Below are 23789 nucleotides of genomic sequence, written 5' to 3' on the forward strand. Positions count from 1 at the left end.
GTGACCCCGGCTCCTCTGCCCGCATAAGTTGTGAGAGAGAGGAGGGGGTACAATATGCCTCCCGGCAAATTCCCCAAACATGACAATTCACAATCCCGTTTGCCCACGGCTCGCGGGATCCGCCGCGCATGCTGCAAAGAGCTGTACCGAACCTGCAAACGTCTGCCTGTTCACATTGCTCCTGATCTGGTCAAGCAGGGCGAGGAGCTATATTGCCGCAAGGTCGTCGGCCACCTCATCTGGATTGCGGAAAACCATAGCAATCGCAAACTACTGTGCGACTGGTGGGACGAAGATGTCAGCGAGGAGCTCGCGGCATTGTGGAAGGTGGATCGCGATGTTTTGTGCACCGCTTTTAGAAGTGCCTATGGCGGGTAGAGGTTTGCGTATAGCAACCATGAACTGTAATTTACAAAAAAGTGGAGCCACCCCGCAGTGGCTCCACTTTCACTATATTCTTAGCTGTGTGTCTGCTTCTGCCCCGCTCCTTCGGGAAGCAAATCCGCACAAGCACGTTCCAAATAAGGATCAGCATGTATAAAATCCCGAAATGCTGTGTACTCACGCCACAGAACGGACCGTTCTCCCGCTTGGCCTTTGACAGCACGAATCAGAATATTTTTTGGGGTATGCTCCATGTCGATAAATTCCAAGAGCTGTGTCCGATATCCCATCATATCCAGCAGCTTGGCCCGGATTCCATCCGTTGCCAGTGCAGAAAAACGCTCCTTTAAAATGCCATGGGAGAGCAAAGGCTCCAAGACCGGGTTTTCCAGTTGGCTAAACAGCTCATGCTGGCAGCACGGAACTGATAAAATGACAGACGCTCCCCAGCGGACAGCCTTTTCCAGCGCTGCATCTGTTGCTGTATCGCATGCATGCAAGGTAACGACCATATCCACCTGCTCCAATTCATTGTAGTCTGCGATATCTCCGACCAGAAACTCCAACTGTCGATATTGCAGCTTTTGCGCCAGAACATTACAGGTTTCAATAACATCTGCCTTTAAGTCCAAACCGACAATCTGCAAAGGTCGTTTTTGCTGTACCGCCAAATAGTGATACAAGGCAAAGGTCAAATAAGACTTGCCACAGCCAAAATCCACAATCGTCAATGGACGGCCTACCGGAAGGCTGGGCAATACATCCTGCACCATTTCGAGAAAACGGTTGATTTGACGGAATTTATCGTATTTGCGGGCCAGTACCTTACCGTCCTCATTCATAATCCCCAGCTCAATCAGGAAAGGAATACGTTCTCCTTCCTCAAGCACATATTGCTTTTTACGATTATGAGACAAATCGGCTTTACTTTTGCTCGGTGACTTTGTCAGAATGGATACTTTATATTTTTTACTGATCAGCACCTGATAGTCTGCATCCTTGGCACATAGAAGTCCTTGGCGGAATGTGTCCTCAAACAAGGCAGTCATGCGCTCATTAGCTTCATCAGGGGTCAGATTTTCATGAATGACTTTGTTGCTGTAATGAAAGGCAAACTGGTAATGCAGTTTGTTTTTCAATTCCACAGGTTTGATTTGCACTTTAGTAAAAGAAGCATCCTCACGTTTGCGCAGCTGACTCAGCGTTGCTGTTATGAGGGAGCCTCCCGTGGTCAATTGGTATACAAGTTCGCGCAGTGAATCCAAAAGGTACATCTCACTTTCTTTCATGTAATTGGGTGATCTCGGACAAACCCTCGATGATTTCCCGGCGTGAAATTCCACCCCGCTCTAGCTCTGCATCGGCCTTATCCAGTAACTGACTGTAAAATGCCTCTGCTTCCGATCCCAGCTCTGGCTGCTCCCATGCCAATCCAAACCAGACATCGGCGGCCTGGTCCAGTCTGTTTTCCCGCTCATAATGAACAGCCAGTAGCTTGCTGGTTTCAGGAGAAAGCTCATATTCATGAACCAGTTGTACGATACACGCTATTCGTTCAGGCAGGACCTGTAGATCACGATTTGCGCCATTCAGATCGCTGTACAAATATAAATGAAGAGATTTCATTAAAATTCGTATGCCCTCGTCTATTCTGCTGGTCTCCATGTATATAACAGCTTCTTCTTCCAGAATGCGAGCCACTTGCTGAAGCTCATCCGCTTCCATCCCAGGGCCCATTCGGAAAAGCTCAATAATTTGTTCTGGCGGCAATCGTCTGAGCAAATCTGAACGAAGGCGAAACTGCTTGTTGAGTAGGTCATCTAGCTGTTTTAGCGCTTCGACGTGTTTATTTTCACGCCTCAGACCGAGCACTGATGCTACTGCTGATGTCAATTCTTCCATCATACTAAGCAAATAATCTTTTCTAAGCAAGCCGTTCCCTTCCTTTCATCCTGATGCCTAGAGAACCAGCAACCCTGTCCCTTCTGATTGTAAGACATCCTTGTCTAAAAGCCAAATGCCGCCATCATGGCGTAATTCTATTTAGTACAATTACAAATCATTTATAGCATCAATGATCCGGCACTCAGAAAATCACGTATGACACGTAACATTTGGGTAGCACAATGTTTTGTAGCCGGTCATGTAATCAACTTCAAATACAAGTATTCGAAAATTTAATATTGATTCTCCGTTAGTCTCATGTTATTTTTGTTTCATAAGAAACAAAAATAATCGTTGTAATGCATTAAATCACAAAATAAAATATAATATTTATTTTCTTAAGAAACAATTGTGCATTAATTACAGGAAGGATGTTGAAGTATGGGAAAACAATTTAGTTCGATACTACCGGAATATAAGGAGTTCATACAGCGACAGCATATTTTCTTTGTAGGATCAGCACCTGTATCTGAGACGGGGCATGTGAATATTTCCCCCAAGGGATATAATTCTTTTCGTATATTGTCAGATCATAAGGTAGCCTATCTCGACTTGTCGGGAAGTGGCAACGAGACAAGCGCACACATTATAGAGAACGGACGGGTAACCATCATGTTCTGTGCATTTGAAGGCGAGCCCTGTGTATTAAGGCTCTTTGGTACTGGCACAGTCGTGCTGCCCAACACAAAGCGTTGGAATGAGCTGTATCCTCTCTTCAATCCACTGCCTGGAGCAAGACAAATCATTGTTGTAGATGTTCATATGGTGCAACATTCATGTGGTTTTGCAGTTCCCTTCATGACTTACACGAGCGAACGGGAAAAGCTGAAGGACGTAGCGATTCAGATGGGCGAAGAAGCACTTAAAAAGTATGCATACGAAAAAAATTTAGAAAGTATTGACGGTTTGCCGACAGCGTTTGCCTTGAACAAAAACAATATGACTTAGGCATTTTACACATCAACCGATACGAAGCAACAAGTCAGCAAAAAACCGGATCTCTTCTGTTACCACATCAGAAGGTTCCGGTTTTTAGACTTACCCTACTCTACTTTTTCAAGTTCTGGTCCAAAAATGACAAGATGGCATTCGCTAATAACTGTGGTGCTTCGAACAAGCTCATATGTCCAGACTGCGGTAGGGTAACCTGAGTTACTCCGGCCCGATCTGTTGTAAACGTCCGGGCTGGAGGAACCGCCTGATCCTGCTCCCCTGCTACTAAAAGAGCTGGCAATGCAGAAGCCGACAGCACATCCCGACGGTCCGGGCGCTCGCGCATAGCCAGTGATGCTCCTACGGCTCCTTGTGGAGGTGTTTTGTAACCAATTTCTTTGACTTTGAGTAGTTGGTTTGGCATCGACTCCACATGTTCAGGAGCAAACAACCCTGGTACGAGCCCATCTACAAAGGTTGTAATTCCTTCCGTTTGAATGGTGGATACAGCCTTGTTCCGCTTTTCTTTACCTTCGTCCGTATCTGCATAAGCCGTCGAATGAATCAATCCAAAGGCCGTAAGACGCTCTGCATGTCTCTGGGCCGCGGAAAGGGCTAAGTAGCCTCCTAGGGAGTGACCAAACCATGCAGCCTGAGGAATGTCCAATTGTTCCTGAAGTTTAAGCACATCGTCTGCCATTTGATCAATCGTATAGGCTCCGAGTGGAGCATCGCTGCGTCCGTGTCCACGCAAGTCTGGAACAATACAACGATAGCTTGGGGATAGCAAGGGAACAACCTCATCCCAATAGGAGGAGCTTCCGCAAAATCCGTGCAACAGAATGATCGGATCTCCTTTTCCTTGTTCGGCATAGCAGATCGTCGTTCCTTCGCATAATACCTTTTCCATGTGGAACCCTTCCTTCTCTGTATATAATCTATTGGTTCTGAATATATTAGTGAGTAGAACATGCTGATGTATATTATTAAGCAGACCATCAATATCTGAAACGGTAGCCCGCTGGAAAATCTTGCGAAGCTGTTTTTAAACCAAATTCACAAGCCGCTGCATCTGCAATATATGCAGCCATCGTCATGACCAGGTGAAGCGACGTCATCTGGAGTGTCCAGTACGGTTTGGGACTGCGCTCATTCACAATCGCTGCAACGCTATAATGCCCAACGGACGGCAGAGACAGCCCGACCGATCGCGCAGGGGTTAGCGGTTCACGGGCAACAAGGAACATTCCGGTTGAGCCATGCTGTCCAAGACAAGCATCTATGGCGATCACATGATGATCTTGGGGAATACACTCCAAGTATGAAACCAGATGATCCGCATCACAAGGCTCTGTCATGGTGCCAATCACATGCGGAAAGCCTTGCTCCTTGAGCATGGTGCCTACCAGTGGCCCGAGTGAGTCACCCGACGAGCGATCTGTACCGATACATACAAAAGTCAACTTATCTATAGCGTGCTGATGTTGAATTTCTCGGAAAAACGGTGCGAGTCCGTAGCGATCTGTTTTCTCTACATTAGGTTCTAAGGGCGAGCGACCAGATGTAGAAGCTCGATTATACAAAGACAACTTTGTCCATCCTCCTTCATTCAGTTGTATATCGGTAATCTGGCTATCAGTACATTCTACAACAAAAACATGATACAATACAGGCAACTTCCCCTGTTATGAAAGGATGGAACATTAACGATGGATTTGTCTGTACCGTCTCATGCCAACATTGAGTATATGATTGAAGGCATTAAAACCAAGCTTCGTATGGCGAGTGGTGCTGCTATGCAGGCTTCCGCTTTCTCGCTAGAGCAATACGAGGACATCCATGATGTCTACGATATGGTAATCAGCAAGCCTAACCTCAGCATTTCAGAGGTTGAAGCCATTGTCTCCGAACTGGGTAGATTGCGTAAGTCCTCGTAAATCAGCTTGTAGGACAGACAGCTTGGCTATTTTAAGTGTGTCACCATAAATAAAGCTCGTATCTCCGGTCGTCTTAACAGACGCGCAAGGGATACGAGCTTTATTTTTTTGATGCATATACGTATTTTCATCCACTTCTTCCTTTACCCATGGAAGCTTCAAGGCAAATCTACTAATACCAGTTCAGATACTTCCTCATTCCCTGTAGCTAGTATCTTTAATGTACAGCTTTTTTGAATTCGCGCAGCATCGCCAGGTTTTAACTGAAATTCCCCATCCTGACACGTAACTTCGACATGACCGCTAATAATATAAATGTGAGTGCGGCGCTCCTCTTGCTGCGGATACTCAAGCTGCTGTCCCTTTTCCAATCTGCTCAGATACAGATTTATATCCTGTGCAATCGATAGGGCTCCCTCCACCTCTGAACCAGACACTACGGGCTGAAGTCGATTTAGGCGTTCACTGTGCTTGAATCTCTGTACCTGATAAGAAGGCTGAAGGCCAGGACTCTCGGGTAGAAACCACATTTGCAAAAAACGAACCGGTTTTTCATCCCCAGGATTTCGCTCCTCATGTTCAATCCCGGTGCCCGCACTCATAACCTGAATCGAGCCGCTTTTCAGATCCTGTTCGTGGCCCAAGCTGTCGCTATGATGCAGAAGGCCTTCAATTACATAGGTGACGATTTCCAAATCATGATGCGGATGTCTTTTGAACCCTTGCTGCGGTTTAAGCTCATTATCATTATGGGCTAGCATACATCCAAAATGGGCATTGCTCGGATCTTCATAATCTGCAAACGAAAAGCTAAACTCACTATGAATCCATCCCTTATTTGAGGTATGTCTTTCTGCTGATGTCACTATTTTAATCATCCTTAACACCTCCATGGATTCCAGTTCCGTAAAGTAGCCCTTACTTCGTGATTCCTAATCCACTTCCGGCCCTGGCATTACAAACGCTGTAATACGATCCCTTTACCCCGCACTTATATGCGTCAATCAGCCTATTGTCTCTGTCTGATTTTGCTCTCCAGTTCATTATTCGTTAAGTTAATAGTACACAAAATGAATCTATCACAGCCATAAGGAGGCGATTTACTACATATGCTATCCCAAGAACCTCAACGATTCCGATTCTTACCAAGCTTTTTGCGTCGCAGTCTGTCTGCATCTATGATCATGATCGCTGTCTTACTTCTCATTGCCTATTCAGTAAGATGGATTGGCACAGCTCCTTTTCTATATTGGGATGAGCGCATTCAAGATATTGTTTTTCCGAACACGGCTGCTGCTCATTACCGACTACTCCCCGTCGCTATATTCATTACATCGTTAGGCTCATTCCGCATATCATTACTGATAGCAATCGGTACCGCAATCTTGTGCTGGGTCTATCTCCGCTCAAAAGCGTATTCCTTTGCCATCCTAAGCAGCTTTACGGCGATGTGGGTGCTAAATACGATCATAAAAGAATTTTTACAACGGGAACGTCCGTCTCTTCAACATTTGGTTGAAGCAGGAGGTTACAGTTTTCCCAGCGGTCATGCGATGATTTCCATGGGATTTTACGGAATGATATTTGCCATTTGGGCTATAGAACGAAAGGTTCATAAGCGTACATTCTTCCTTCCGTGTGTTCTTGGTGCATTGCTCATTATCTTGATTGGCCTCAGCCGTGTATATTTAGGAGTTCATTTTCCTACCGACATTGTAGGTGGCTATATTGCAGGTATGATCTGGCTGGTATTTACCGTTCCCGTGGTCTATTGGCGAGCGCGTCTGTGGCGTTCCTTCCCTTCATTTCCTCCCCGACCATAAGCGCTTTAAGATGGTTTTTTGTTTCACTCAGGGTCACAACGTTTATATACGAAGTAAGCAAGGCGAAGAAATAACGAAAGCTCAGCATTCATCAAAAACATTATCGTTGTGTGAACTCAGGATAAAGGAGGCGATCCTTGTGTGGGGAATTGTCCTAAGTATTGTAATGGCTATTATTATCGGATTGATTGGCGATGCACTGGCTGGTCATGAAATGCCTGGCGGCATTGCAGGCTCTATGATTGCTGGCTTTGTAGGAGCTTGGCTCGGTGCCATGATTCTAGGAGACTGGGGTCCAGTCATCGGAGATTTTGCAGTCATTCCAGCCATACTTGGAACCGCATTGTTCGTGTTCTTGCTCGGACTTGTGTCCAGGCTATTAAGAAGGGCTACCTAACATTTATATATATTTTTTATTCTATAAAAGGAGTGATATATCATGAGTAACATTGACAATCAAAATATGGCAAGCACTTCAGGTTTTGCAAAGGGTTTATTCATTGGAGGTTTGATTGGTGCTGCGGCAGCCCTGCTGTTCGCTCCAAAGCCAGGCCGTGATTTGCGTAGCGATCTGTCCGAAAAAATGACTGTTGTCTCCGACAAAACCAAGGATGTTGCATCCGTAGTCAGCAGTAAAGCGACGGATTTGGCCAAAACCGTTTCTACCAAAACAGCAGATGTAGCCAAAACGGTGGCCGAGAGCAAAGACAACATCGTATCCAGCGTAACTAAAGCCTCTGCTGATGTTGCTAATGAAGCGGCTAAAGCAGATAAAGAAGTTATGGATGCAACTGCTCAGGCAGCCAAGGACACTCAGAAGCAATTAAATGCAAATTCCTAATACGAATACGTTCCGATCACAACCAAAATGAGCTCCAAACACTGAACAGCCAGCATGCAAGAAGCTGGCTGTTTTTAAATGATAGAAAGGCTGGGATGACAATGAACAAACCAAGCTCCTATGGAGATGATCTTGCTCGGAACAACAAGAGAACCTTTCACCCCCTACAGACACAAGATCAACCAGACGAGGTTTCATCCAAGCAGACCTCACCTACTCATGTTAAAAAGCATGATCCTGAAAGAGATTTTGATGTGGATGAACATCCTTTTGAGCTACGCCATGAGGTCAAGCGGCTTAACAAACGTCTAGATCAAATCGCAGATACATTAGAAAAAGCAGAATTCAAAGATATTATAGAGAACTACTCCAGTACGAAAAGAAGAATTATTAGTAATCTGACGGCTGGGATTTCAAGGGGTCTTGGCCTTACACTGGGTACAGTGGTCGTACTCGCCTTACTCGCTTGGTTGCTTAGCTTCCTGGTGCAGTTAAATCTTCCAGTCATCGGAGATTTTATCGCCGAGTTGTTAGGATATATCAAAATGAGCCAAGGTACTAAGTGATTGTCTTCTATCTCATATAAAAACGATCCATCGAACCGGTAATGAGCTCCTAAAATGCCTCCGGTTGTGATGGATCGTTTTTTGAATGCACATTGTAACTGCCGTAAGCAGCCGCTACAATTTGTTACGCTTGTTTGTTTTTAATAAATCTCCTGTCCATCCCTTCATCATCAGCCAGCCGTACATCCCCGCCATACTTAACAGAGTAGCCATAATCACGAAGGTAAAACCCCAGCCTGTTTTGATCCAAGGCAGATTTTCAAAGTTCATGCCCCAGATAGCGCCTACTACAGTGGCCGGCGTAAATACAGCGGTCACGATCGTGAGTGTCTTCGTAATCTCATTGCCCCTAAATGCGGAAATGGCGTCATCAATGGAGATTAGTGTGTCGATTTCCTTCTCATAATGGCGGAATAGTCCCTCCATCCGAGTGACACGGTACAGTAACTGCTTAAAAAAGCGATTTTCCTCCAGCTTATCCAGATAGGCTTCGCGGGAAGCCGTGACCAGCTCTGAAAAAGGGATGAACATATTGCTCCAATACAACAGCTCGAAACGCGCATTCAATATAGAATCCATCAGCGTACGTGCGTTCCTTTTCTCCATGTCCTCTTCCAGTCTTCTCAGGTTGATCTCAAACTTATCCATTCCCGTATGAAAATAATGAAGCACAGCTCTCGCCAATACGAACATGCCATCAGCCGCATCCTCACACTGTTGCAGCATGGTTTGGCGTTCTGGGGTATGCATAATTTCGCGGGTATTTTGGTCCAAATTTAAGGTCACTAGCTTCTGGTTTAGAACTAGAAAATAAAACTTGTTGCAATTGCGCTGACTGTCGATCTCCTCTTGAACGGAGTAGATCAACGATCCGCACATCAACGGCTGATTACCATCTGGAAAGCGTACAGAAATAAAGCTGGATGGAATGTCCTCTACCTTATCCAGCCACTCTGCGGCCTCTGGGAGCTTCTCCTTCAAGTGCTGTATGACCGAATCCTGCCAGTCCGCAGCACAGATGTCCCACCATTCCCATCCTCCACGAAAGGTAGAAATCTGTTCAAATGCTGTCATGGATTCCATCCTTTCTTTGTTTTTTCCGCTTTATAAAAAGGACACGCTTCCCTAATTGGAATAACGTGTCCTTACGATGGGACGTCAAATATTATAAGCCATGAATTCAGCGATCTTGTCATGAAATAGAGGAATTAGACATAATCTGCTTCAACTTTTCTGTTGCCCGCTTCTGAATACGGGAAACGCTCATCTGCGATACGCCCAACGTCTGCGCAATCGCACGTTGAGATTGACCATCCTGAAATGCCAGAAGAAGCACTTTCTGTTCCTGCTCTTTCAGTTGGCTTAAGGCCTGCTGAAGATCCATCCGTTTTTCCACCGTGTCAAAATCGTTAGCATCTGAGCTAATAAGCTCACCTAACGTAGCTGCACTCTCTTCCTGGGATAATGGCGAGTCCAGTGAAACATAGTGGTAGCATTCGCGACCTGCAAGCACCTCGATCGTTTCCTCAACGGTAAGGTCCAAATACTCCGCAATCTCGTTCACATTGGGTGAGCGTTCTAATTTGACGGTCAGCTCATCAATCGCATGTTGAACAAGCGCTCCCTTTTCCTTGATACGGCGAGGGACCTGTATGTACCAGGATTTATCGCGTAAATAATTCTTCATATGTCCCAGCATACTTTTCATAGCGTACGGCTCAAATGGGATACCCAAGCTGATATCGTATTGCTGGAGCAGACGTATCAAAGCCATCTGACCGGTCTGATATAAATCCTCGTATAAGTCCGGGCGGTTACGGGATATCTTCCCGGCAGCCATCTTGACCATAGGCTCATACTTGCGGATCAGCACGGTAGCAATTTCGTTATCTTTGGTTTGCTGGTACTCCCAGATTAGACCAACGGCTTCATCCATCGACTCCGGGGGAGTTACCTTTTCATTCATACTCTTTCCTCACTTCTGGTCAGACGCTTTACCAACACCACTTCGGTACCTTTTCCTGTCTCATTCAAGATTTGAACATCGTCCATAAGCGCCTGCATGAGATAAAAGCCTAATCCGCCAATTTGCGCATCATTTAACTCCTTGTCATGCAAGGATGCGATACGAGACGGGTCCTCCACACGTTCAAAGCTCTCCCCTTCATCTTTGACACGAATGGACAACGAAGCTTCGTCAAATTCGAATGTTACTTCCACGACTCCTCCCTCATGACCATATGCATAAAGGACAGAGTTATTACAGGCTTCCGATACAGCCACTTTCATGTCTTCGATATCCTCATAAGAGAATCCCATTTTAGCGGCAATACCATATAAATTTAATCTTACAATATCAACAAAGTCAGCTGTGGCCGGCAAATTAAGAACTACTTTTTGAATTTGAGCATTCATTTCTTTTTCTTTCCTTTCCTATTGGGAATTCTCCTGGGGGGCAAAGAATTTGGCAATACCGGTCATATCAAACAGTTTTTGAATCTGAGGCGGTACCTCTTGAACCGTAAACCGGGACTCCATCCCATGCCTTGCTTTTAAAATGGATAGCAAAATACCAATGCCTGTGCTGTCAATGTATTTAAGGTCTCTCAAGTTAACAATCAAATCCTGGCTGGATTCCCCCACTAAAGGCTCCATGACCAGACGGAAATCAGGTGCTACCGAAAGGTCTAATTCTCCACTCAGATAAACGGTATTTACACCATCAGCTGTTTCTGTGATCGCATTGAACTTCTCATTTTTATTTGTATTCATAGGCCTACTCTCCCAAAAAAAGATTTCCCTACATACTAACCCAATATACGAGCGTTTGAATCACGTTATAACTTTTTATACACCTGTCAAATAACACCAGCTAAGCTTCATTGATTCGATCTTTACCTGGCTGCATTGGAAAATGGTCTGGAGAATGCCGGAGCAACGCCTGTTTTACACTGCTGATTTTAACGGGCTTACTAATGTAATCGTTCATTCCAGCCTCAATACATCGGGGCTGAATTCCCTCCATGACGTTAGCCGTCATAGCGATAATCGCAGGTTGAGATCTCCCCGCCAACTGTTCACGTACTCTACCCGTACACTCCAGGCCGTCCATTACAGGCATCTGCAAGTCCATAAAGATATAGTCGTAATCCTGATTCGCAGTGACCATATCAAGCGCCTGTTGCCCATCTGCTGCCACGTCTGAAGCCAAGCCAAGCTTATCCAGTATATTGACCATCAGCTTCTGGTTGATGGGATGGTCATCCACAACCAGTACAGGTCTACGGGTTGGGGGCTCCTGTTGTGGAATTTCCCAATCGTGGCTGGACTCCCCCTCCAGTTCATTTTCCTTGGCAAAGCCAAGCTTCATTGTAAAATGAAACGTCACACCCTGTTCTCCACTCGTATCCACACGGATATCTCCGCCCATCATATTCACTAAGGTTTTGCAAATAGCGAGTCCTAGACCTGTTCCACCATATTTGCGTGTCATTGAAGAATCCAGTTGGGAAAAAGGGTGAAATAGCCTTCCAACCTTGGCAGGATCAATACCAATCCCTGTATCCTTTACAGAAAACTCAACCGTAAGCCCATTGTCGCTACGCTCTTTAACCGATGCGAAGACATATACCCCGCCCTGGTCTGTAAATTTGACGGCATTGGACACCAAGTTAATCAGTACTTGACGCAATCTGCCCATATCTCCATATAACACGGGAGGCAACTGTTCATCGAGAAAATAAACCAGCTCCAAATTCTTGCGGTTCACTTCTACCGTAAACAGGCTGAAAACTTCCTTGATACAGGAAACCAAATCAAATGGATATTCCTCAACCTCCATCTTGCCTGACTCCAGCTTGGTAAAGTCCAGAATATCATTAATGACCGCGACCAGCGCGTCTGCACTGCGGCGGATGATATCGGCATATTCCTGTTGATCGTTTTGCAGCTCTGTCTCCATCAGCAGATCAATCATACCAATGACACCGTTCATAGGTGTGCGAATCTCATGGCTCATCATTGCCAAAAATTCAGTTTTGGCATTGGCAGCAATCTCTGCCGCCTCCTTGGCGGCAATCAGTTCGCTGTTCATCTTTTCCAGCTCCTGCGTCTTCTGATGAAGCAGCATGGACTGTGTTTTCAAGCGCTTGTTTGTCAGATACATTTGTACGAAGCCTTCAATTTTGGACTTGAGAATTTGAGGGATGAACGGCTTCACCATATAATCAATACCGCCCGCTGAATATCCCGCAAACAAATGCTCCGCTTCCTTGCTGTTAGCTGAAATGAAGATAATCGGAATATCCTTCGTCTTCTCTCTGGCCTTGATTAGCTTTGCGGTCTCAATTCCATCCATACCCGGCATTTGCACATCGAGGACAACAAGTGCAAATTCGTCTTTTAATAGACATCGCAACGCTTCTTCCCCTGATGTGGCCTTTACCAGATTATATTGTTCACTCTCCAGCACTGCCTCAAGAGCGAGCAGGTTCTCAGGTCTGTCATCTACCAGCAATATATGAATCGGTTCATGAAGCCCCATGGAATCCTCCTAAGCATCTCTATTTAATCTTCCGGTATATTTTCTCTACCCGGTCCAGCGGCTCGTAGGAATCACTATAATCGGTGAAATGTATGGATTCCTTGGCCCCAAGCACCAACACACCAAAATGACTCAAGCTATCATAAAACAACCCATGTACATGGTTGCGAAGTTCATCGTTGAAGTAGATCATAACATTCCGGCAAAAAATCACATTGAACTCGTTAAAAGACCGGTCTGTCGCTAAATTGTGCTCAGCAAAAATGATATTTTTTCGTAAAAAGGGATGAAACATCACCGAATCATACTTGGCTGTATAATATTCAGAGAACGATTGTGTGCCCCCAGATTCCAAATAATTTTTGGTATACAGCTTCATTCGGTCGATCCCATATACGCCTTCTTTCGCTTGCTGTAAAGACAGGTTATTCATATCCGTCGCATAAATACGGGCCTTATCATATAAGCCTTCCTCATGCAGCAAGATTGCCATAGAGTATACTTCCTCACCTGTGGAGCAACCTGCATGCCAGATTCGGATATACGGATACGTTCGTAAAATAGGAATAATTTTTTGCCTAAAAATTAGAAACAGCTCCGGATCGCGAAACATCTCGGTCACCGGAATAGAAAGACTCTGTACCAGTCTATCGAAGGCACTGCGATCATGCAGCACCTTCTCCTGAAGTCCTGATATCGTACTTACATTCTCGGACTGCGCATGATAATAAATACGCCGCTTGATCGAAGGCAGAGCGTAATTACGAAAATCGTAGCCGTACAGCCGATGTATACCTTCCAGCAACAGCTCAATCTCAATCATTTCCCGCTCATTGTCATTCGATTTCACTTCATTAGCAGCATTATCCGCCATATCCTTCGATGTCATAATCTCTCTCCAATTCCTAAATAGGTTTTGCCTGCACCGCTCTCAATCATGTGTCGTTTTATATTACCCATTTTTTTGGGTTACGAATACAACCACACTCGCATTAATGATAAAAGCTGTTCGGTTTGAATCGGTTTTTTTACATAATCGGAAGCGCCTGCCTCAATACACTTGGAACGATCATCTTTCATCGCCTTGGCTGTCAGGGCAATAATAGGCAGCTTCTCGAATTGTGGCATTAACCGGATACGTCGCATCGCTTCATATCCATCCATTTCCGGCATCATCATATCCATCAGCACCAGATCAAAATCAGGTGTCTGTTCGAGCAGTTCCAGTGCTTCCCTTCCATTTTCAGCAAAGGTAACCTCCATACGATAGCTTTCCAGCACACTGGACAGAGCAAATACATTACGAATATCATCGTCTACCAACAATATTTTTTTGCCTTCAAACAGCTCTTCCTTGTTATAAAGCTTCTGCAGAATTTTACGTTTGTCCTCAGGAAGATTTGCCTCCACCCGATGCAGGAACAACGTAGTCTCATCCAAAAGTCGTTCCGGTGATTTGACATCCTTAATAATAATGGACTCTGCATATTTTCGAAGTTGTGTTTCTTCCTTACTATCCAGATCTTTGCCTGTATAAATAATGATCGGCAGATCGGTGAGCTGCTCATTTTCCCGAATGCGGTCGAGCAATTCAAAGCCTGTCATGTCACTCAACATCAGGTCCAGTACCATGCAGTCATACCGCTGGGTGGCCAGCTCGTTTAGTGCTTCTTTACCAGTCGATACCGCTGTAATGGCCACATCATCATGGTCGATGAGCTCAATAATGGATTTGCGTTGATTATCGTCATCCTCGACTACAAGGAGGCGTTTTACCATTTGGTCCGTATACGACTTTATATGTGAAAATGCCTTATCCAGACTCTCCTTCGAGGAAGGCTTTTTGAGATAAGCAATTGCGCCCATCATCAAGCCCTGCTTCACATCATCTATGACTGAGATAACATGTACTGGAATATGACGTGTCGACGAATTGCCTTTCAGCTCGCCCAAAATGGACCAGCCATCCATCACAGGTAACTGAATATCTAATATAATAGCGTCGGGCAAATAGGTATGAGCCATGTTCAGCCCATCGTCTCCTTTGAGAGCAATCAACGCCTTAAAGCCCCGACTACGGGCCATGTCGTACAAAATATTAGCAAAATTAATATCATCCTCAATAATCAGCAGCACTTTATCCTGCGGGGTAATCTCGTTTCGGTCGTCACCCGGATGTATGTCCTCCGCTCCGCTCTTCGCAGGTATCTGATACACAGGTAAGCGTTCAGCTGGCATAATCATTGGAAGATCTGCTTCCGCTGAAGCAGCGGCGCCTTCAAAAGCCGGAGGCACATCTGCACTGTTAAGCGCCTCTCTCGAATGAGAATCCTTATTCTTTTCGGTAGGCGTTTGTTCCGGCAAATACAGTGTAAAGCAACTGCCCTGTCCCTGCTCGGATTCGACTGTAATGGCACCGCCCAACAATTTGGAAAGCTCACGGCTGATCGACAGCCCCAGCCCTGTTCCCCCGTATTTTCGGCTAGTCGTACCGTCTACCTGCTGGAAGGCTTCGAAGATCAGATCTGTCTTATCTGAAGCAATCCCGATGCCGGTATCACGCACAGATAGAGCCAGATAGGATTTTCGTGGATTTAGCATACCCGGAAGCTGCTCTCCATTTACCCGAGATACCTTGAAACTTATAGAACCTTCCGTGGTGAACTTGAACGCATTGGACAGTAAGTTACGTAAAATTTGTTTGAGACGATAACCGTCACTTATAATAGCATCTGGCAAATTCTCTTCGATTTCGGTATGCAGTTGAAGCTCTCGTTTGGCTGCGACTGGAGCAAAATTCTGTTCTACAAACAGCTCCAGTTCCTTCAAATGGACCGTTTCATGGTTAATATCCATTTTTCCAGCATCCACTTTGGATAAATCCAGAATTTCATCAATCATTTTCAACAAATCCGCGCCCGACATATAAATGGTTTGTGCATATTCAACTTGTTTGGGCTTGAGATTGCCTTCCTTGTTCTCAGACAGCAGCTGAGAAAGAATAAGCAAGCTATTTAGCGGAGTACGCAATTCATGCGACATATTGGCCAAAAACTCGGATTTGTATTTGCTTGTGATCCCAAGCTGCATCGCCTGTTGCTCCAACTGGGCTCGTGCACGTTCGATCTCATCGTTCTTTTCTTCCACTTCTCGAACCTGTTCTTCCAGTGCTCTCGTTTTAGCAATCAGTTCAGTATTAAAATGCTCCAATTCTTCCTGTTGACGCTGTAATAATTCCTCGGAACGCTTAAGCTCCTCTGTTTGCTGCTCCAAATTCTCGTTAGAACGCTTGAGCTCTTCTTGCTGAGTTTGCAACTCTTCGGACTGGCATTGCAATTCCTCGGTAAGTGCTTGTGATTCGCGCAATAGTTGCTCAACCCGCATCCGTCCCTTGATATTGTTCAAAATGATTCCCAAACTCTCCACTAACTGAGCAAACAGCTTCGTTTCCAGATCACTGAAGCGATCCAGTGACGCTATTTCCACGGCACCAATGCATTCATCATCGAACATAATAGGGAAAATCATAATTCCAACTGGCTTACTTTCTCCTAAGGCGGAGCCAATGGACAAGTATCCTTCAGGTGCCTCTGTGATCAAGATTGGCTTACGATCCAGAACACACTGTCCAAGCAAACCTTCGCCCACCTGGATAGCGTCTCTGATCGAGCCTTCGCCAGTCACCTTTGCATAGGAGCCGTATAACTTGAACCGGTTGTCTTCTACCTCTTTTCCTTGCAGGTAGATGGCTCCATAGCTGCCCCCCAAAATGGGTGTAAACTCACTAATGAACATCTGAGCAACCTGCTCCAGTGAATTCACACCGCGAAACAGCTCAGTCAATCGAGCAGTATTGGCATTAAGCCAAGTTTGGTCCTTCTGCGTTTGAAGGACGGAATGCTCGAATTTCCTTTTTTCATCCAGGTCTCCAGCCAATTGTTGAAACACACGAGCAACCTCTCCGATTTCATCTTTGGAGGCCACACTCATGCGGCTGATAGCCCTGTACTTTCCCTTGCCAAAACCGTTCATCATGAGGTTAACGGTATTTAGACCTTTGGCAATGCTAGGAAGCACCCACAAAATAACCAGTAAGCCCATCATCAGACCGGCCGCCATCAGGATTGTGGTAATCTGCACAGATTCCTCATAAGCCTGATTGGCCTGCTTCATATCGTTATCAATTTCCCGGTCTTGGAAAACAGCTAGGGTATTAATGCTGTCCATTGCCTCCTCTTGAGCAGGCAGACCCGTGCTATTACGGAAAGCATTAGCTTCCTCAATACGATCTTGCTCCAATAAGGAAACGAGTCTCTCTTCATAGTTTAGATAATCTTTCCAGGCGACAGCCACCCGGTCAATCTGCTGTTGCTCTTCACTCGTACCGGAATCCGTTTGCAGACTAGCCAGCACTTTTGTTCCAGTAGCAGAAATATCATCCATCTCGCGCTTGGCCTCGCTGACAGAGGAGCCTGGATTCAAGATCAAGTTGGCCATGACTTTAGCCATATCGTTCACCTGTCCGCGTATAGCCGTTGTTTTCCGGACCTTCACATATCGTTCTTGGTAAACCTGGTTCAGCTGTTCATTCAAGCTCCCCATCCGGTCATAGCTGATTAGCGTCAGCACAAGGAGGATCGCCATAAGCGATCCAAAGCCAATCAGCAGTTTATTTCTGATTTTCATGCAAGCTCTCTCCCTCTTTCAATGAAATCCAGATCAGGCACTTATCATCATCGCGATCCTGCGGCCCCTCGTTACGAAAAAACGCATCCAGCATCGCTTCTTCATTCCATTCCTCATACTTGCGCAGACAGGCAGTCAGATACTCCAATTGTTCCTCATATTCACCTTCTACCGTCTCCAGCAAGCCATCTGTATACAAAGCGATATGCCCAGTTCCTTCGTAATAAATCGTGTGCATCTCTGCATCAATTTTATCAAACAATCCGACCGGACTACACGCACGGTCTAATTTGGTTATGCTACCGTCCTGATTGAACAGCAAGCCGGGAGGATGCCCTGCATTTACATAGTCAATTCGCCGTGAACGAGTATCAATCACCATATAAATCGCCGTAAAATAATACTGTACCAGCTGCTTGCCCAGGTCCAGTTGATTAAAACGACGATTCAGCTCTTGTATGACCTTCTCCGGCTCCACATACGTGGTCACCGTATCCTTGAGTACAGACGCAATGAACATGCAAAACAAAGAAGAAGAAATGCCATGCCCCATCATATCGAGCAAAATGATGGCATATCTCCCTTCTCCTAGCGGATACCATGAATATAAATCTCCCGCCAGTTCAAAGGAAGGCTGGTACAGTGCATTCGCTTGCAGCATAGGGTCCTGAATGGCAGGACTTAGCACCGCCTGCTGTACCATCGCAGCCAGTTTCAATTCATCCTGAATTCGCTGATCCCGGTCCTTATGCCAGTCTTTTTCCTGCTTAAGACGCAAGGCAGATCGAATTCGCGCCATTAGCTCTACCTTGTTGATCGGCTTTGTGACATAATCGACGGCTCCCACATCCAGAGCTTCGGCCAATTTTTTAGAATCGCCTACAGCGGTGACCATAATAATCGGAATATCTTTTAAATGTTCATATTCCTGTACAATACTGCAAGCTTCAATGCCATCCATTTCAGGCATCATCATATCGAGCAGCACCAAATCAATATCCGAAGGACGGGGGCGAAGACTAATGGTACGGTCGCCGATTCCCAGATGCTCCAGCATTTCTGCGGCCGAGCTGGCAGAGATCACATCGCGATAATTTTCTTTTTTTAGTATTTCACGAATAATAATGACATTCGTTGGATTATCATCAACAATTAGAATTCTCATTGCTCTCTCCTTATCTGTAACCCATGTATTATACTATACCTGCTTATGGGGCAACACCCTTGTTAATTAGAAATAGCGTTTCCGTAAGCAGGCATTCCAAAAACATAGATAAGGAATGAGGCTAAAACCCCATTCCTTATCTATGTTTTTGGAGGACCCGCGAAACACTTGGGCTGCGGCCAACATCCTCTTTTTCAAATCTAAGTTTGCTTAATCCTATGATGAGCTGGAAAATCACGCTTTTTTCGCAATAACCAGCACTTTACCCTGATCCAATTCTTTTTCATAAAAATCTGCTTCCGTATCGGTAAAACCTAAGGAAGTGATTTTAGCACGAAGCTCATCGCCACGAGAACGGAACAAATTCGCTAAGGAGTCAAAAACGCCCTCTTCTTTAATCCCGATTTCCTTGGCAGCTACCGTATCTGCGATACGATCCGTCCGATCCTGATCATGAGCGAGCACGAACACATCCTCATAACGATAGCCCGTGTTACGCAACTCATTCACAGCTTCAACGGCTTGTACACCGTTCTCTACCACCTTGGCATAAGATTTATGATTGGTCTGATTCATGTTTCTCACGCTCCTTTAAGGATTGACTTCTCTGACTATTACACTTCATTCATCCATTTGAAACTTCCATATGATGTCACGCCTCGAAAAAATCGATTACCACTCCGTTTCATCAAAAAACTCAACATACTTTGGCTTGTCAGACGTCTTATCCGTAAATACTTTGATCGCCCGCTGCCCGCGCACATACACCTCTCCGTCTTCTGCCGTAAATTGCGAGCCGCCTAGCTCTTGATCCAGCGTTTTCCGTTGCAGTGGCAGCCACTTATCATTCACTTTGATTCGACCGGCAGCAGGATCTACATGCACATAGGAGACGACGTCCTCACGCATACCTACGGTGACATCCGGGTATTGATATTCTGTAGAAAGCAGCAGCTTATCCTTCTTAATTCGAAGTGGCTTGCCCAGTTTTTTCAATACATCCGCACGAGTATCATCCAGAGATATGCCATTTAAGGTATGAAAATCAGTTGGCACAGCATGTGGATCAGTTATCGTCTGAACAGCCCTTACCATATGCCCCGCTGTCTGCGGGGAGACGGTTTGCTGAACCGTATCCTGTCCGGAAAAGGGAGTGAGCAAACCAGCGGCTAGTAATAATGTCTTCATCATAATTCTCACCCTTTCAATGAATTTCCTATAGTTTACGGTTCAGCACTATACTACTGACGCATTTTCTGCCACACCCCAGCAGCGATGTCTACATAACCCAGCCAGTTCTTAGCCGGCTTGCCCGCAGGTTCCCCATAAGTGGCATTGTAGCTCTGAACCGTCCGCTCTGTTGCAGTCAAAGGTCTGTTCGATCCCGTTGACTTGATCGCCTTCTCCGTTCCGGAAGTGCTGCTCGCAGTGCTACGTGACTTCTGAAGGCGTGTCATTAACGCTGTTGAAGCCTGTTTGGCGGCCAGCGTCACTTCGCTGAGTACCTCCCCCAGGTTTTTAACCGACTCCATCACAGGTTCCACTTGCTTCAATTTATGATCAACGTCTGCGGTGATGTCATTTGCATGTCGAACCGTTTGTTTTACTTCATAACTTAGTTCATCGACTGTCTTTTGTACTTCCTGCAAGGTTTGAGTTACCTTATCTAGAGAACCTTGAGCTGCTTTCAATGTCTTAATAAGGTAAATAACGAGTACGGCAAATGCGATAGCAATAATAAAAATGCTGACCTGTGTTAACATAGCGTAACCTCTCTTTCGTCTTTCACGATGATGTTTATGATTACTGCATAGTTACCCTCTACATTCGGACACGAAACAACGTCCAGACTGGTATCTTCTTGTGCTCCAAAGGTTATGATTCACGGGCCCTCGCACCGTTTAAAACAACGTATAATGATGGCACAGCCACACTTAATCTGTAGAAGTCACCATCCTCTGCTACCACGCTCTATCGGGGCGCGAGTATGCCACATTATATACAATCAAAGGAGGATACAGAACATGCTGAAATGGTCGGCTTTATTCTTAGTTTTTGCTGTGATCGCCGGGATTTTAGGTTTTTTTGGTATCGTCGTCTCCGTAGCAGCTACAATAGCCAAAATGTTATTTGTGCTATTTTTGGTCTTATTCGTTATTTCACTTTTTACCGGAAGAAAACGAGCTTCATAGACGTTGGATGATAGCTACACCCAAACGTGATATGTATCATATGCTTATCAAAAAAGGATGTTCCCACCCTGGTCAACAGAGATGTGGAACATCCTTTTTTGATGCAGCTTTTAACAGTGAACGGCGTTTTTATTGGATCACGCTGCCCCCAAACAGGAAACGATCCTGCCAAGGCTTGCTGAAATCCGTAACTTTTACACCACCGGCCGCTACAGAAAACGTATGGAGAAGCTTGTTGTCTCCCAAGTATACAGCTACATGCGTAATCGTTTGGGAGGAATTATCCAAGGACGTGTACGCCCCGGAAGATGCATTATAATTTGTAAAAAAGAGCAGATCGCCACGCTTCAGTGTAGTCATATCTGTATTCGGCTGACTGTTCTGCTTGATCCACTCACCCTGTGAACGAGAATCTGCCGGGAGCTGGATCCCTACAGCCTGACGGAAAATTTGGCGAGTAAATGCCGAGCAATCAAAAGTAGCCGTACTGTTGCGATCAGAACCATATTCATAAGGTGTTCCAAGGTAAGTCATACCTGTGTCAATAACCTGTTCGATTGCAGCCGCTGCATCACCAGAAGGCAAGCTAACCGTCGAAGCAGGAGACGCTACCGCAGGTAGAGCAGTAGTATCTGAAGCGGGTGCAGCCGAAGATGCCACAGGCTGCTGCACAACAACCCCCTCACCAATACGAATATATTGTGGAGATGAGCTGACATAGCCTACTGTACCATCAGCAGTGGTGATCTTAAACCAATACGCGTTACTGGAATCGGTAATCGTAACGACATCCCCTGTATTCATATAGCCCAGAACCTCGGAAGAAGTGGATGCCTCCGCCCGCAAACGAACGGACGTTTGAATCGTAGCTTTCGTTTGACCGGCAGAACTATTCACTGAAGCCGGAGCCTCTTTAGTTGAAACATTTTTAACTGAAGCTGAAACAGTTTTAGCTGACTCTGAGGCTTCCGTTTTACGGCTGGCAGACGGGGTGACAGCAGCAGCGACGCTGGTAGCGCCAACTTTTATGTACTTGTCGGAGCTGCTTGTGTAGCCGGTTACTCCATCAGAGGTCTTGATCTTATACCAATAGCTATTCGTTTTCTCCAATACTGTTACGGCCTCTCCCTGCTTCATAAAGCTGACTACATCGCCCGTAGTCGAAGGATCGGATCTAAGCTTTACAGCCGCCTGAATAACCGCCTTCTGTCCTGTGGATGCTGTCGATGCCGCTGCGTCAACCTGACCCGGCGCCACATGAATTGCTGCCAACAGCGCGGCTGACGTCATGAGCATTCCCATCACGCGTCTTCTCAATGTTGCACCTCCTGGCTGTTTTTACGAATTTGAAGAGCATAATTCCGACGAATATAGCCGGACATGCCTTCATTATAGTAAAAGCAGCAGGAAGAGAGATATAATCCAAACGTCACAAAAGATAGCGTGTACACCTTTTTTGATATAGGTCTAAAGTCACTTTTAATACTAATTATTTAATAATTAATCTATAATTTAGGTTCTACATGGACATGAACGTGCATTGTATTATGAACCTCTTGTAAACGTTCCTCAATCCGATCGCTGATCCGATGTCCTTCGATCAGACTGAGTTGCGGATTCACCTCAATGACCACATCCACCAGCGCATGGTTACCGTGTACCCGTGCTTTAACGTCTCGAATTCCCTCTACTCCAGGTATAAGAGCAATCGTACTCCGTAAGTCGTTCAGTTCTTGCTCATCAAATCCATCAGTCAAGCTATGTGTGGAATCCCTAAAAATCTCCCACGCCGTTTTACAAATAATGAATCCTACCACGATCGCCGCCACAGTATCCAACCACGGCAGCCCGAACTGTGCGCCAATAATGCCCACTGCTGCTCCAACACTGACGAGTGCATCTGATAGATTATCCTTGGCCGCAGCCAGCAACGCCTTGTTGTTGATTTGCCGAGCGAGCCTGTTATTGTACAGGTACACCCCGAACATAATCACTGCGCAAATCACAGCCACACCCGCAGAGGTAATATCCGGTATTTGCTTTTCTCCCTTGAAAATGCTTCCGATTCCATCAATCAGCACCTGCAAACCAACGACAGCCATAATAAAGGACGCCAGCAGCGCCGCAATCGTTTCGGCCCGAAAATGTCCATAGGCATGGTCGGAATCTGGTGGTTTTTGCGAAATTCTCAGACCAATTAATACAGCAACCGACACCACAATATCGGTGACATTGTTGAATCCATCAGCCAGCAACGCGCTAGAGGCAAATATATATCCGCTAATCAGCTTAAAAGCGGACAGCAAAAGATAAGCAGCAATGCTTACCCACGCCCCTCGCTCACCTTTTCGTATTTCATCATAGACATTTACCACAACGGAGGACACTCCTTCAAATAGATAGTTCGCAGCGTAAAGATCTGCCCAGAAATAAAAATAGCAGCATAGCTGCCCTTACACTCCCTCTTAAACAAGCAGCACAACTGCCCTTACACTACCCCTCAAACAAGCAGCATAGCTGCCCTTACACTACCCCTCAAACAAGCAGCACAGCTGCCTTAAAAATAACAATTTGCCTGTGGTTAACTGTTATTTTTAGGATAACAGACGAACTTTGTGTGGGTCTAGAGAAACAGTCTTTCCACTCTACATCGCTGTAGGAACAATGAAAAAGTATTGCCAGGCCCCATCCCTGTAGGTTACACAAAACAATTTTTCCTTCATGCAAAAAACAGACATTTCTCCTCTTGCCTCACTCCAGCGATGTGTTATCATT

The 23789-nt window shown here is 45.5% G+C and carries 26 protein-coding genes; 8 read left to right on the top strand and 18 right to left on the bottom strand.

Annotated elements, in window-relative coordinates:
• Positions 1-54: 54 nt before the first annotated feature.
• Positions 55-378 carry a hypothetical protein gene (locus MMB75_RS18740; RefSeq protein ID WP_017425943.1) on the top strand — a complete coding sequence of 108 codons (324 nt, stop codon included), beginning with the start codon at positions 55-57 and terminating at the stop codon, positions 376-378.
• An 80-nt stretch (positions 379-458) separates the two neighbouring features.
• Here MMB75_RS18740 and MMB75_RS18745 read toward each other — a convergent pair whose 3' ends face one another.
• Complete coding sequence (locus tag MMB75_RS18745) at positions 459-1673, bottom strand: class I SAM-dependent methyltransferase (protein WP_019688593.1); 1215 nt, start codon at positions 1671-1673, stop codon at positions 459-461.
• On the bottom strand, positions 1660-2316 hold the full coding sequence (locus MMB75_RS18750) for a DUF6483 family protein (protein ID WP_019688594.1): 657 nt from the start codon (positions 2314-2316) through the stop codon (positions 1660-1662). Before MMB75_RS18750 ends, MMB75_RS18745 begins: the two co-directional genes overlap by 14 nt.
• A gap of 393 nt (positions 2317-2709) precedes the next feature.
• Here MMB75_RS18750 and MMB75_RS18755 point away from each other — a divergent pair, with 393 nt between their 5' ends.
• On the top strand, positions 2710-3276 hold the full coding sequence (locus MMB75_RS18755; protein WP_016820269.1) for a pyridoxamine 5'-phosphate oxidase family protein: 567 nt from the start codon (positions 2710-2712) through the stop codon (positions 3274-3276).
• Between the two features lie 100 nt (positions 3277-3376).
• On the opposite strand, the gene MMB75_RS18760 is transcribed toward MMB75_RS18755, so the two are convergent.
• Together MMB75_RS18760 and yyaC are read right to left on the bottom strand one after the other, a co-directional pair.
• Complete coding sequence (locus MMB75_RS18760; protein WP_017425945.1) at positions 3377-4171, bottom strand: alpha/beta fold hydrolase; 795 nt, start codon at positions 4169-4171, stop codon at positions 3377-3379.
• Positions 4172-4259: 88 nt separating this feature from the next.
• Entirely contained in the window at positions 4260-4850 is a 591-nt protein-coding gene (gene yyaC, locus MMB75_RS18765) for a spore protease YyaC (RefSeq protein WP_031462228.1), read from the bottom strand.
• Positions 4851-4970: 120 nt separating this feature from the next.
• Between yyaC and MMB75_RS18770 the strand changes: the two genes are divergently transcribed.
• A complete protein-coding gene (locus tag MMB75_RS18770; protein WP_013373034.1) occupies positions 4971-5198 on the top strand; it encodes a DUF1128 domain-containing protein in 228 nt (75 codons plus the stop codon).
• A 158-nt stretch (positions 5199-5356) separates the two neighbouring features.
• On the opposite strand, the gene MMB75_RS18775 is transcribed toward MMB75_RS18770, so the two are convergent.
• Entirely contained in the window at positions 5357-6076 is a 720-nt protein-coding gene (locus MMB75_RS18775) for a pirin family protein (RefSeq protein ID WP_031462229.1), read from the bottom strand.
• Positions 6077-6307: 231 nt separating this feature from the next.
• Between MMB75_RS18775 and MMB75_RS18780 the strand changes: the two genes are divergently transcribed.
• The 4 genes from MMB75_RS18780 (at position 6308) to MMB75_RS18795 (ending at position 8428) form a co-directional block, all read left to right on the top strand.
• Complete coding sequence (locus MMB75_RS18780; protein ID WP_045245021.1) at positions 6308-7021, top strand: phosphatase PAP2 family protein; 714 nt, start codon at positions 6308-6310, stop codon at positions 7019-7021.
• Between the two features lie 139 nt (positions 7022-7160).
• Positions 7161-7418, top strand: coding sequence for a GlsB/YeaQ/YmgE family stress response membrane protein (locus MMB75_RS18785; protein WP_016820274.1), 258 nt, complete (start codon positions 7161-7163; stop codon positions 7416-7418).
• A gap of 42 nt (positions 7419-7460) precedes the next feature.
• Complete coding sequence (locus tag MMB75_RS18790; protein ID WP_016820275.1) at positions 7461-7862, top strand: YtxH domain-containing protein; 402 nt, start codon at positions 7461-7463, stop codon at positions 7860-7862.
• Between the two features lie 95 nt (positions 7863-7957).
• Positions 7958-8428 (top strand): DUF5665 domain-containing protein, encoded by a 471-nt coding sequence (locus tag MMB75_RS18795; RefSeq protein ID WP_019688599.1) that lies wholly within the window; start codon positions 7958-7960, stop codon positions 8426-8428.
• Between the two features lie 114 nt (positions 8429-8542).
• Here the strand turns inward: MMB75_RS18795 and MMB75_RS18800 are convergent, their stop codons facing one another.
• The 11 genes from MMB75_RS18800 to MMB75_RS18850 form a co-directional block, all read right to left on the bottom strand.
• Positions 8543-9502, bottom strand: a complete 960-nt coding sequence (locus MMB75_RS18800) for a magnesium transporter CorA family protein (RefSeq protein WP_016820277.1) — start codon at positions 9500-9502, stop codon at positions 8543-8545.
• A 118-nt stretch (positions 9503-9620) separates the two neighbouring features.
• Positions 9621-10394: a sigma-70 family RNA polymerase sigma factor gene (locus MMB75_RS18805; RefSeq protein ID WP_013373041.1), complete on the bottom strand. Its 774-nt coding sequence runs from the start codon at positions 10392-10394 to the stop codon at positions 9621-9623.
• Positions 10391-10843, bottom strand: a complete 453-nt coding sequence (gene rsbW, locus MMB75_RS18810) for an anti-sigma B factor RsbW (protein WP_016820278.1) — start codon at positions 10841-10843, stop codon at positions 10391-10393. The genes MMB75_RS18805 and rsbW overlap by 4 nt, the downstream gene beginning before the upstream one ends.
• Positions 10844-10861: 18 nt before the next feature.
• Positions 10862-11200 (bottom strand): STAS domain-containing protein, encoded by a 339-nt coding sequence (locus MMB75_RS18815; RefSeq protein WP_013373043.1) that lies wholly within the window; start codon positions 11198-11200, stop codon positions 10862-10864.
• A 100-nt stretch (positions 11201-11300) separates the two neighbouring features.
• Positions 11301-12971: a response regulator gene (locus MMB75_RS18820; protein ID WP_025365827.1), complete on the bottom strand. Its 1671-nt coding sequence runs from the start codon at positions 12969-12971 to the stop codon at positions 11301-11303.
• A 19-nt stretch (positions 12972-12990) separates the two neighbouring features.
• The gene (locus MMB75_RS18825) at positions 12991-13860 is read right to left on the bottom strand and encodes a CheR family methyltransferase (protein ID WP_016820280.1); all 870 of its coding nucleotides are present in this window, start codon (positions 13858-13860) and stop codon (positions 12991-12993) included.
• Between the two features lie 80 nt (positions 13861-13940).
• Entirely contained in the window at positions 13941-17657 is a 3717-nt protein-coding gene (locus MMB75_RS18830) for a response regulator (protein WP_045245020.1), read from the bottom strand.
• On the bottom strand, positions 17641-18822 hold the full coding sequence (locus MMB75_RS18835; protein WP_016820282.1) for a PP2C family protein-serine/threonine phosphatase: 1182 nt from the start codon (positions 18820-18822) through the stop codon (positions 17641-17643). The genes MMB75_RS18830 and MMB75_RS18835 overlap by 17 nt, the downstream gene beginning before the upstream one ends.
• A gap of 234 nt (positions 18823-19056) precedes the next feature.
• On the bottom strand, positions 19057-19398 hold the full coding sequence (locus tag MMB75_RS18840) for a YflT domain-containing protein (RefSeq protein ID WP_013373048.1): 342 nt from the start codon (positions 19396-19398) through the stop codon (positions 19057-19059).
• Positions 19399-19494: 96 nt separating this feature from the next.
• Positions 19495-20013, bottom strand: coding sequence for a hypothetical protein (locus MMB75_RS18845; RefSeq protein WP_016820284.1), 519 nt, complete (start codon positions 20011-20013; stop codon positions 19495-19497).
• 50 nt (positions 20014-20063) lie between these two features.
• Positions 20064-20585 (bottom strand): DUF948 domain-containing protein, encoded by a 522-nt coding sequence (locus tag MMB75_RS18850; protein ID WP_016820285.1) that lies wholly within the window; start codon positions 20583-20585, stop codon positions 20064-20066.
• A gap of 261 nt (positions 20586-20846) precedes the next feature.
• On the opposite strand from MMB75_RS18850, the gene MMB75_RS18855 reads away from it, so the two are divergent.
• Positions 20847-21014 (top strand): DUF1328 domain-containing protein, encoded by a 168-nt coding sequence (locus tag MMB75_RS18855; RefSeq protein WP_013373051.1) that lies wholly within the window; start codon positions 20847-20849, stop codon positions 21012-21014.
• A 129-nt stretch (positions 21015-21143) separates the two neighbouring features.
• Here MMB75_RS18855 and MMB75_RS18860 read toward each other — a convergent pair whose 3' ends face one another.
• On the bottom strand, positions 21144-22331 hold the full coding sequence (locus MMB75_RS18860; RefSeq protein ID WP_025365829.1) for a C40 family peptidase: 1188 nt from the start codon (positions 22329-22331) through the stop codon (positions 21144-21146).
• Between the two features lie 188 nt (positions 22332-22519).
• Complete coding sequence (locus tag MMB75_RS18865) at positions 22520-23389, bottom strand: cation diffusion facilitator family transporter (RefSeq protein WP_045245019.1); 870 nt, start codon at positions 23387-23389, stop codon at positions 22520-22522.
• Positions 23390-23789 lie beyond the last annotated feature (400 nt).

This window comes from Paenibacillus sp. P2(2022) (assembly GCF_029522175.1).
Lineage (GTDB): Bacteria > Bacillota > Bacilli > Paenibacillales > Paenibacillaceae > Paenibacillus > Paenibacillus polymyxa.

Bases quoted from the DNA above. Each gene is read 5' to 3' on its own strand.
- MMB75_RS18740 (WP_017425943.1), top strand. From the start codon at position 55: ATGCCTCCCGGCAAATTCCCCAAACATGACAATTCACAATCCCGTTTG.
- MMB75_RS18745 (WP_019688593.1), bottom strand. From the start codon at position 1,673: ATGAAAGAAAGTGAGATGTACCTTTTGGATTCACTGCGCGAACTTGTA.
- MMB75_RS18755 (WP_016820269.1), top strand. From the start codon at position 2,710: ATGGGAAAACAATTTAGTTCGATACTACCGGAATATAAGGAGTTCATA.
- MMB75_RS18760 (WP_017425945.1), bottom strand. From the start codon at position 4,171: ATGGAAAAGGTATTATGCGAAGGAACGACGATCTGCTATGCCGAACAA.
- MMB75_RS18770 (WP_013373034.1), top strand. From the start codon at position 4,971: ATGGATTTGTCTGTACCGTCTCATGCCAACATTGAGTATATGATTGAA.
- MMB75_RS18775 (WP_031462229.1), bottom strand. From the start codon at position 6,076: ATGATTAAAATAGTGACATCAGCAGAAAGACATACCTCAAATAAGGGA.
- MMB75_RS18780 (WP_045245021.1), top strand. From the start codon at position 6,308: ATGCTATCCCAAGAACCTCAACGATTCCGATTCTTACCAAGCTTTTTG.
- MMB75_RS18790 (WP_016820275.1), top strand. From the start codon at position 7,461: ATGAGTAACATTGACAATCAAAATATGGCAAGCACTTCAGGTTTTGCA.
- MMB75_RS18795 (WP_019688599.1), top strand. From the start codon at position 7,958: ATGACAATGAACAAACCAAGCTCCTATGGAGATGATCTTGCTCGGAAC.
- MMB75_RS18800 (WP_016820277.1), bottom strand. From the start codon at position 9,502: ATGACAGCATTTGAACAGATTTCTACCTTTCGTGGAGGATGGGAATGG.
- MMB75_RS18805 (WP_013373041.1), bottom strand. From the start codon at position 10,394: ATGAATGAAAAGGTAACTCCCCCGGAGTCGATGGATGAAGCCGTTGGT.
- rsbW (WP_016820278.1), bottom strand. From the start codon at position 10,843: ATGAATGCTCAAATTCAAAAAGTAGTTCTTAATTTGCCGGCCACAGCT.
- MMB75_RS18815 (WP_013373043.1), bottom strand. From the start codon at position 11,200: ATGAATACAAATAAAAATGAGAAGTTCAATGCGATCACAGAAACAGCT.
- MMB75_RS18820 (WP_025365827.1), bottom strand. From the start codon at position 12,971: ATGGGGCTTCATGAACCGATTCATATATTGCTGGTAGATGACAGACCT.
- MMB75_RS18825 (WP_016820280.1), bottom strand. From the start codon at position 13,860: ATGACATCGAAGGATATGGCGGATAATGCTGCTAATGAAGTGAAATCG.
- MMB75_RS18830 (WP_045245020.1), bottom strand. From the start codon at position 17,657: ATGAAAATCAGAAATAAACTGCTGATTGGCTTTGGATCGCTTATGGCG.
- MMB75_RS18835 (WP_016820282.1), bottom strand. From the start codon at position 18,822: ATGAGAATTCTAATTGTTGATGATAATCCAACGAATGTCATTATTATT.
- MMB75_RS18840 (WP_013373048.1), bottom strand. From the start codon at position 19,398: ATGAATCAGACCAATCATAAATCTTATGCCAAGGTGGTAGAGAACGGT.
- MMB75_RS18845 (WP_016820284.1), bottom strand. From the start codon at position 20,013: ATGATGAAGACATTATTACTAGCCGCTGGTTTGCTCACTCCCTTTTCC.
- MMB75_RS18850 (WP_016820285.1), bottom strand. From the start codon at position 20,585: ATGTTAACACAGGTCAGCATTTTTATTATTGCTATCGCATTTGCCGTA.
- MMB75_RS18855 (WP_013373051.1), top strand. From the start codon at position 20,847: ATGCTGAAATGGTCGGCTTTATTCTTAGTTTTTGCTGTGATCGCCGGG.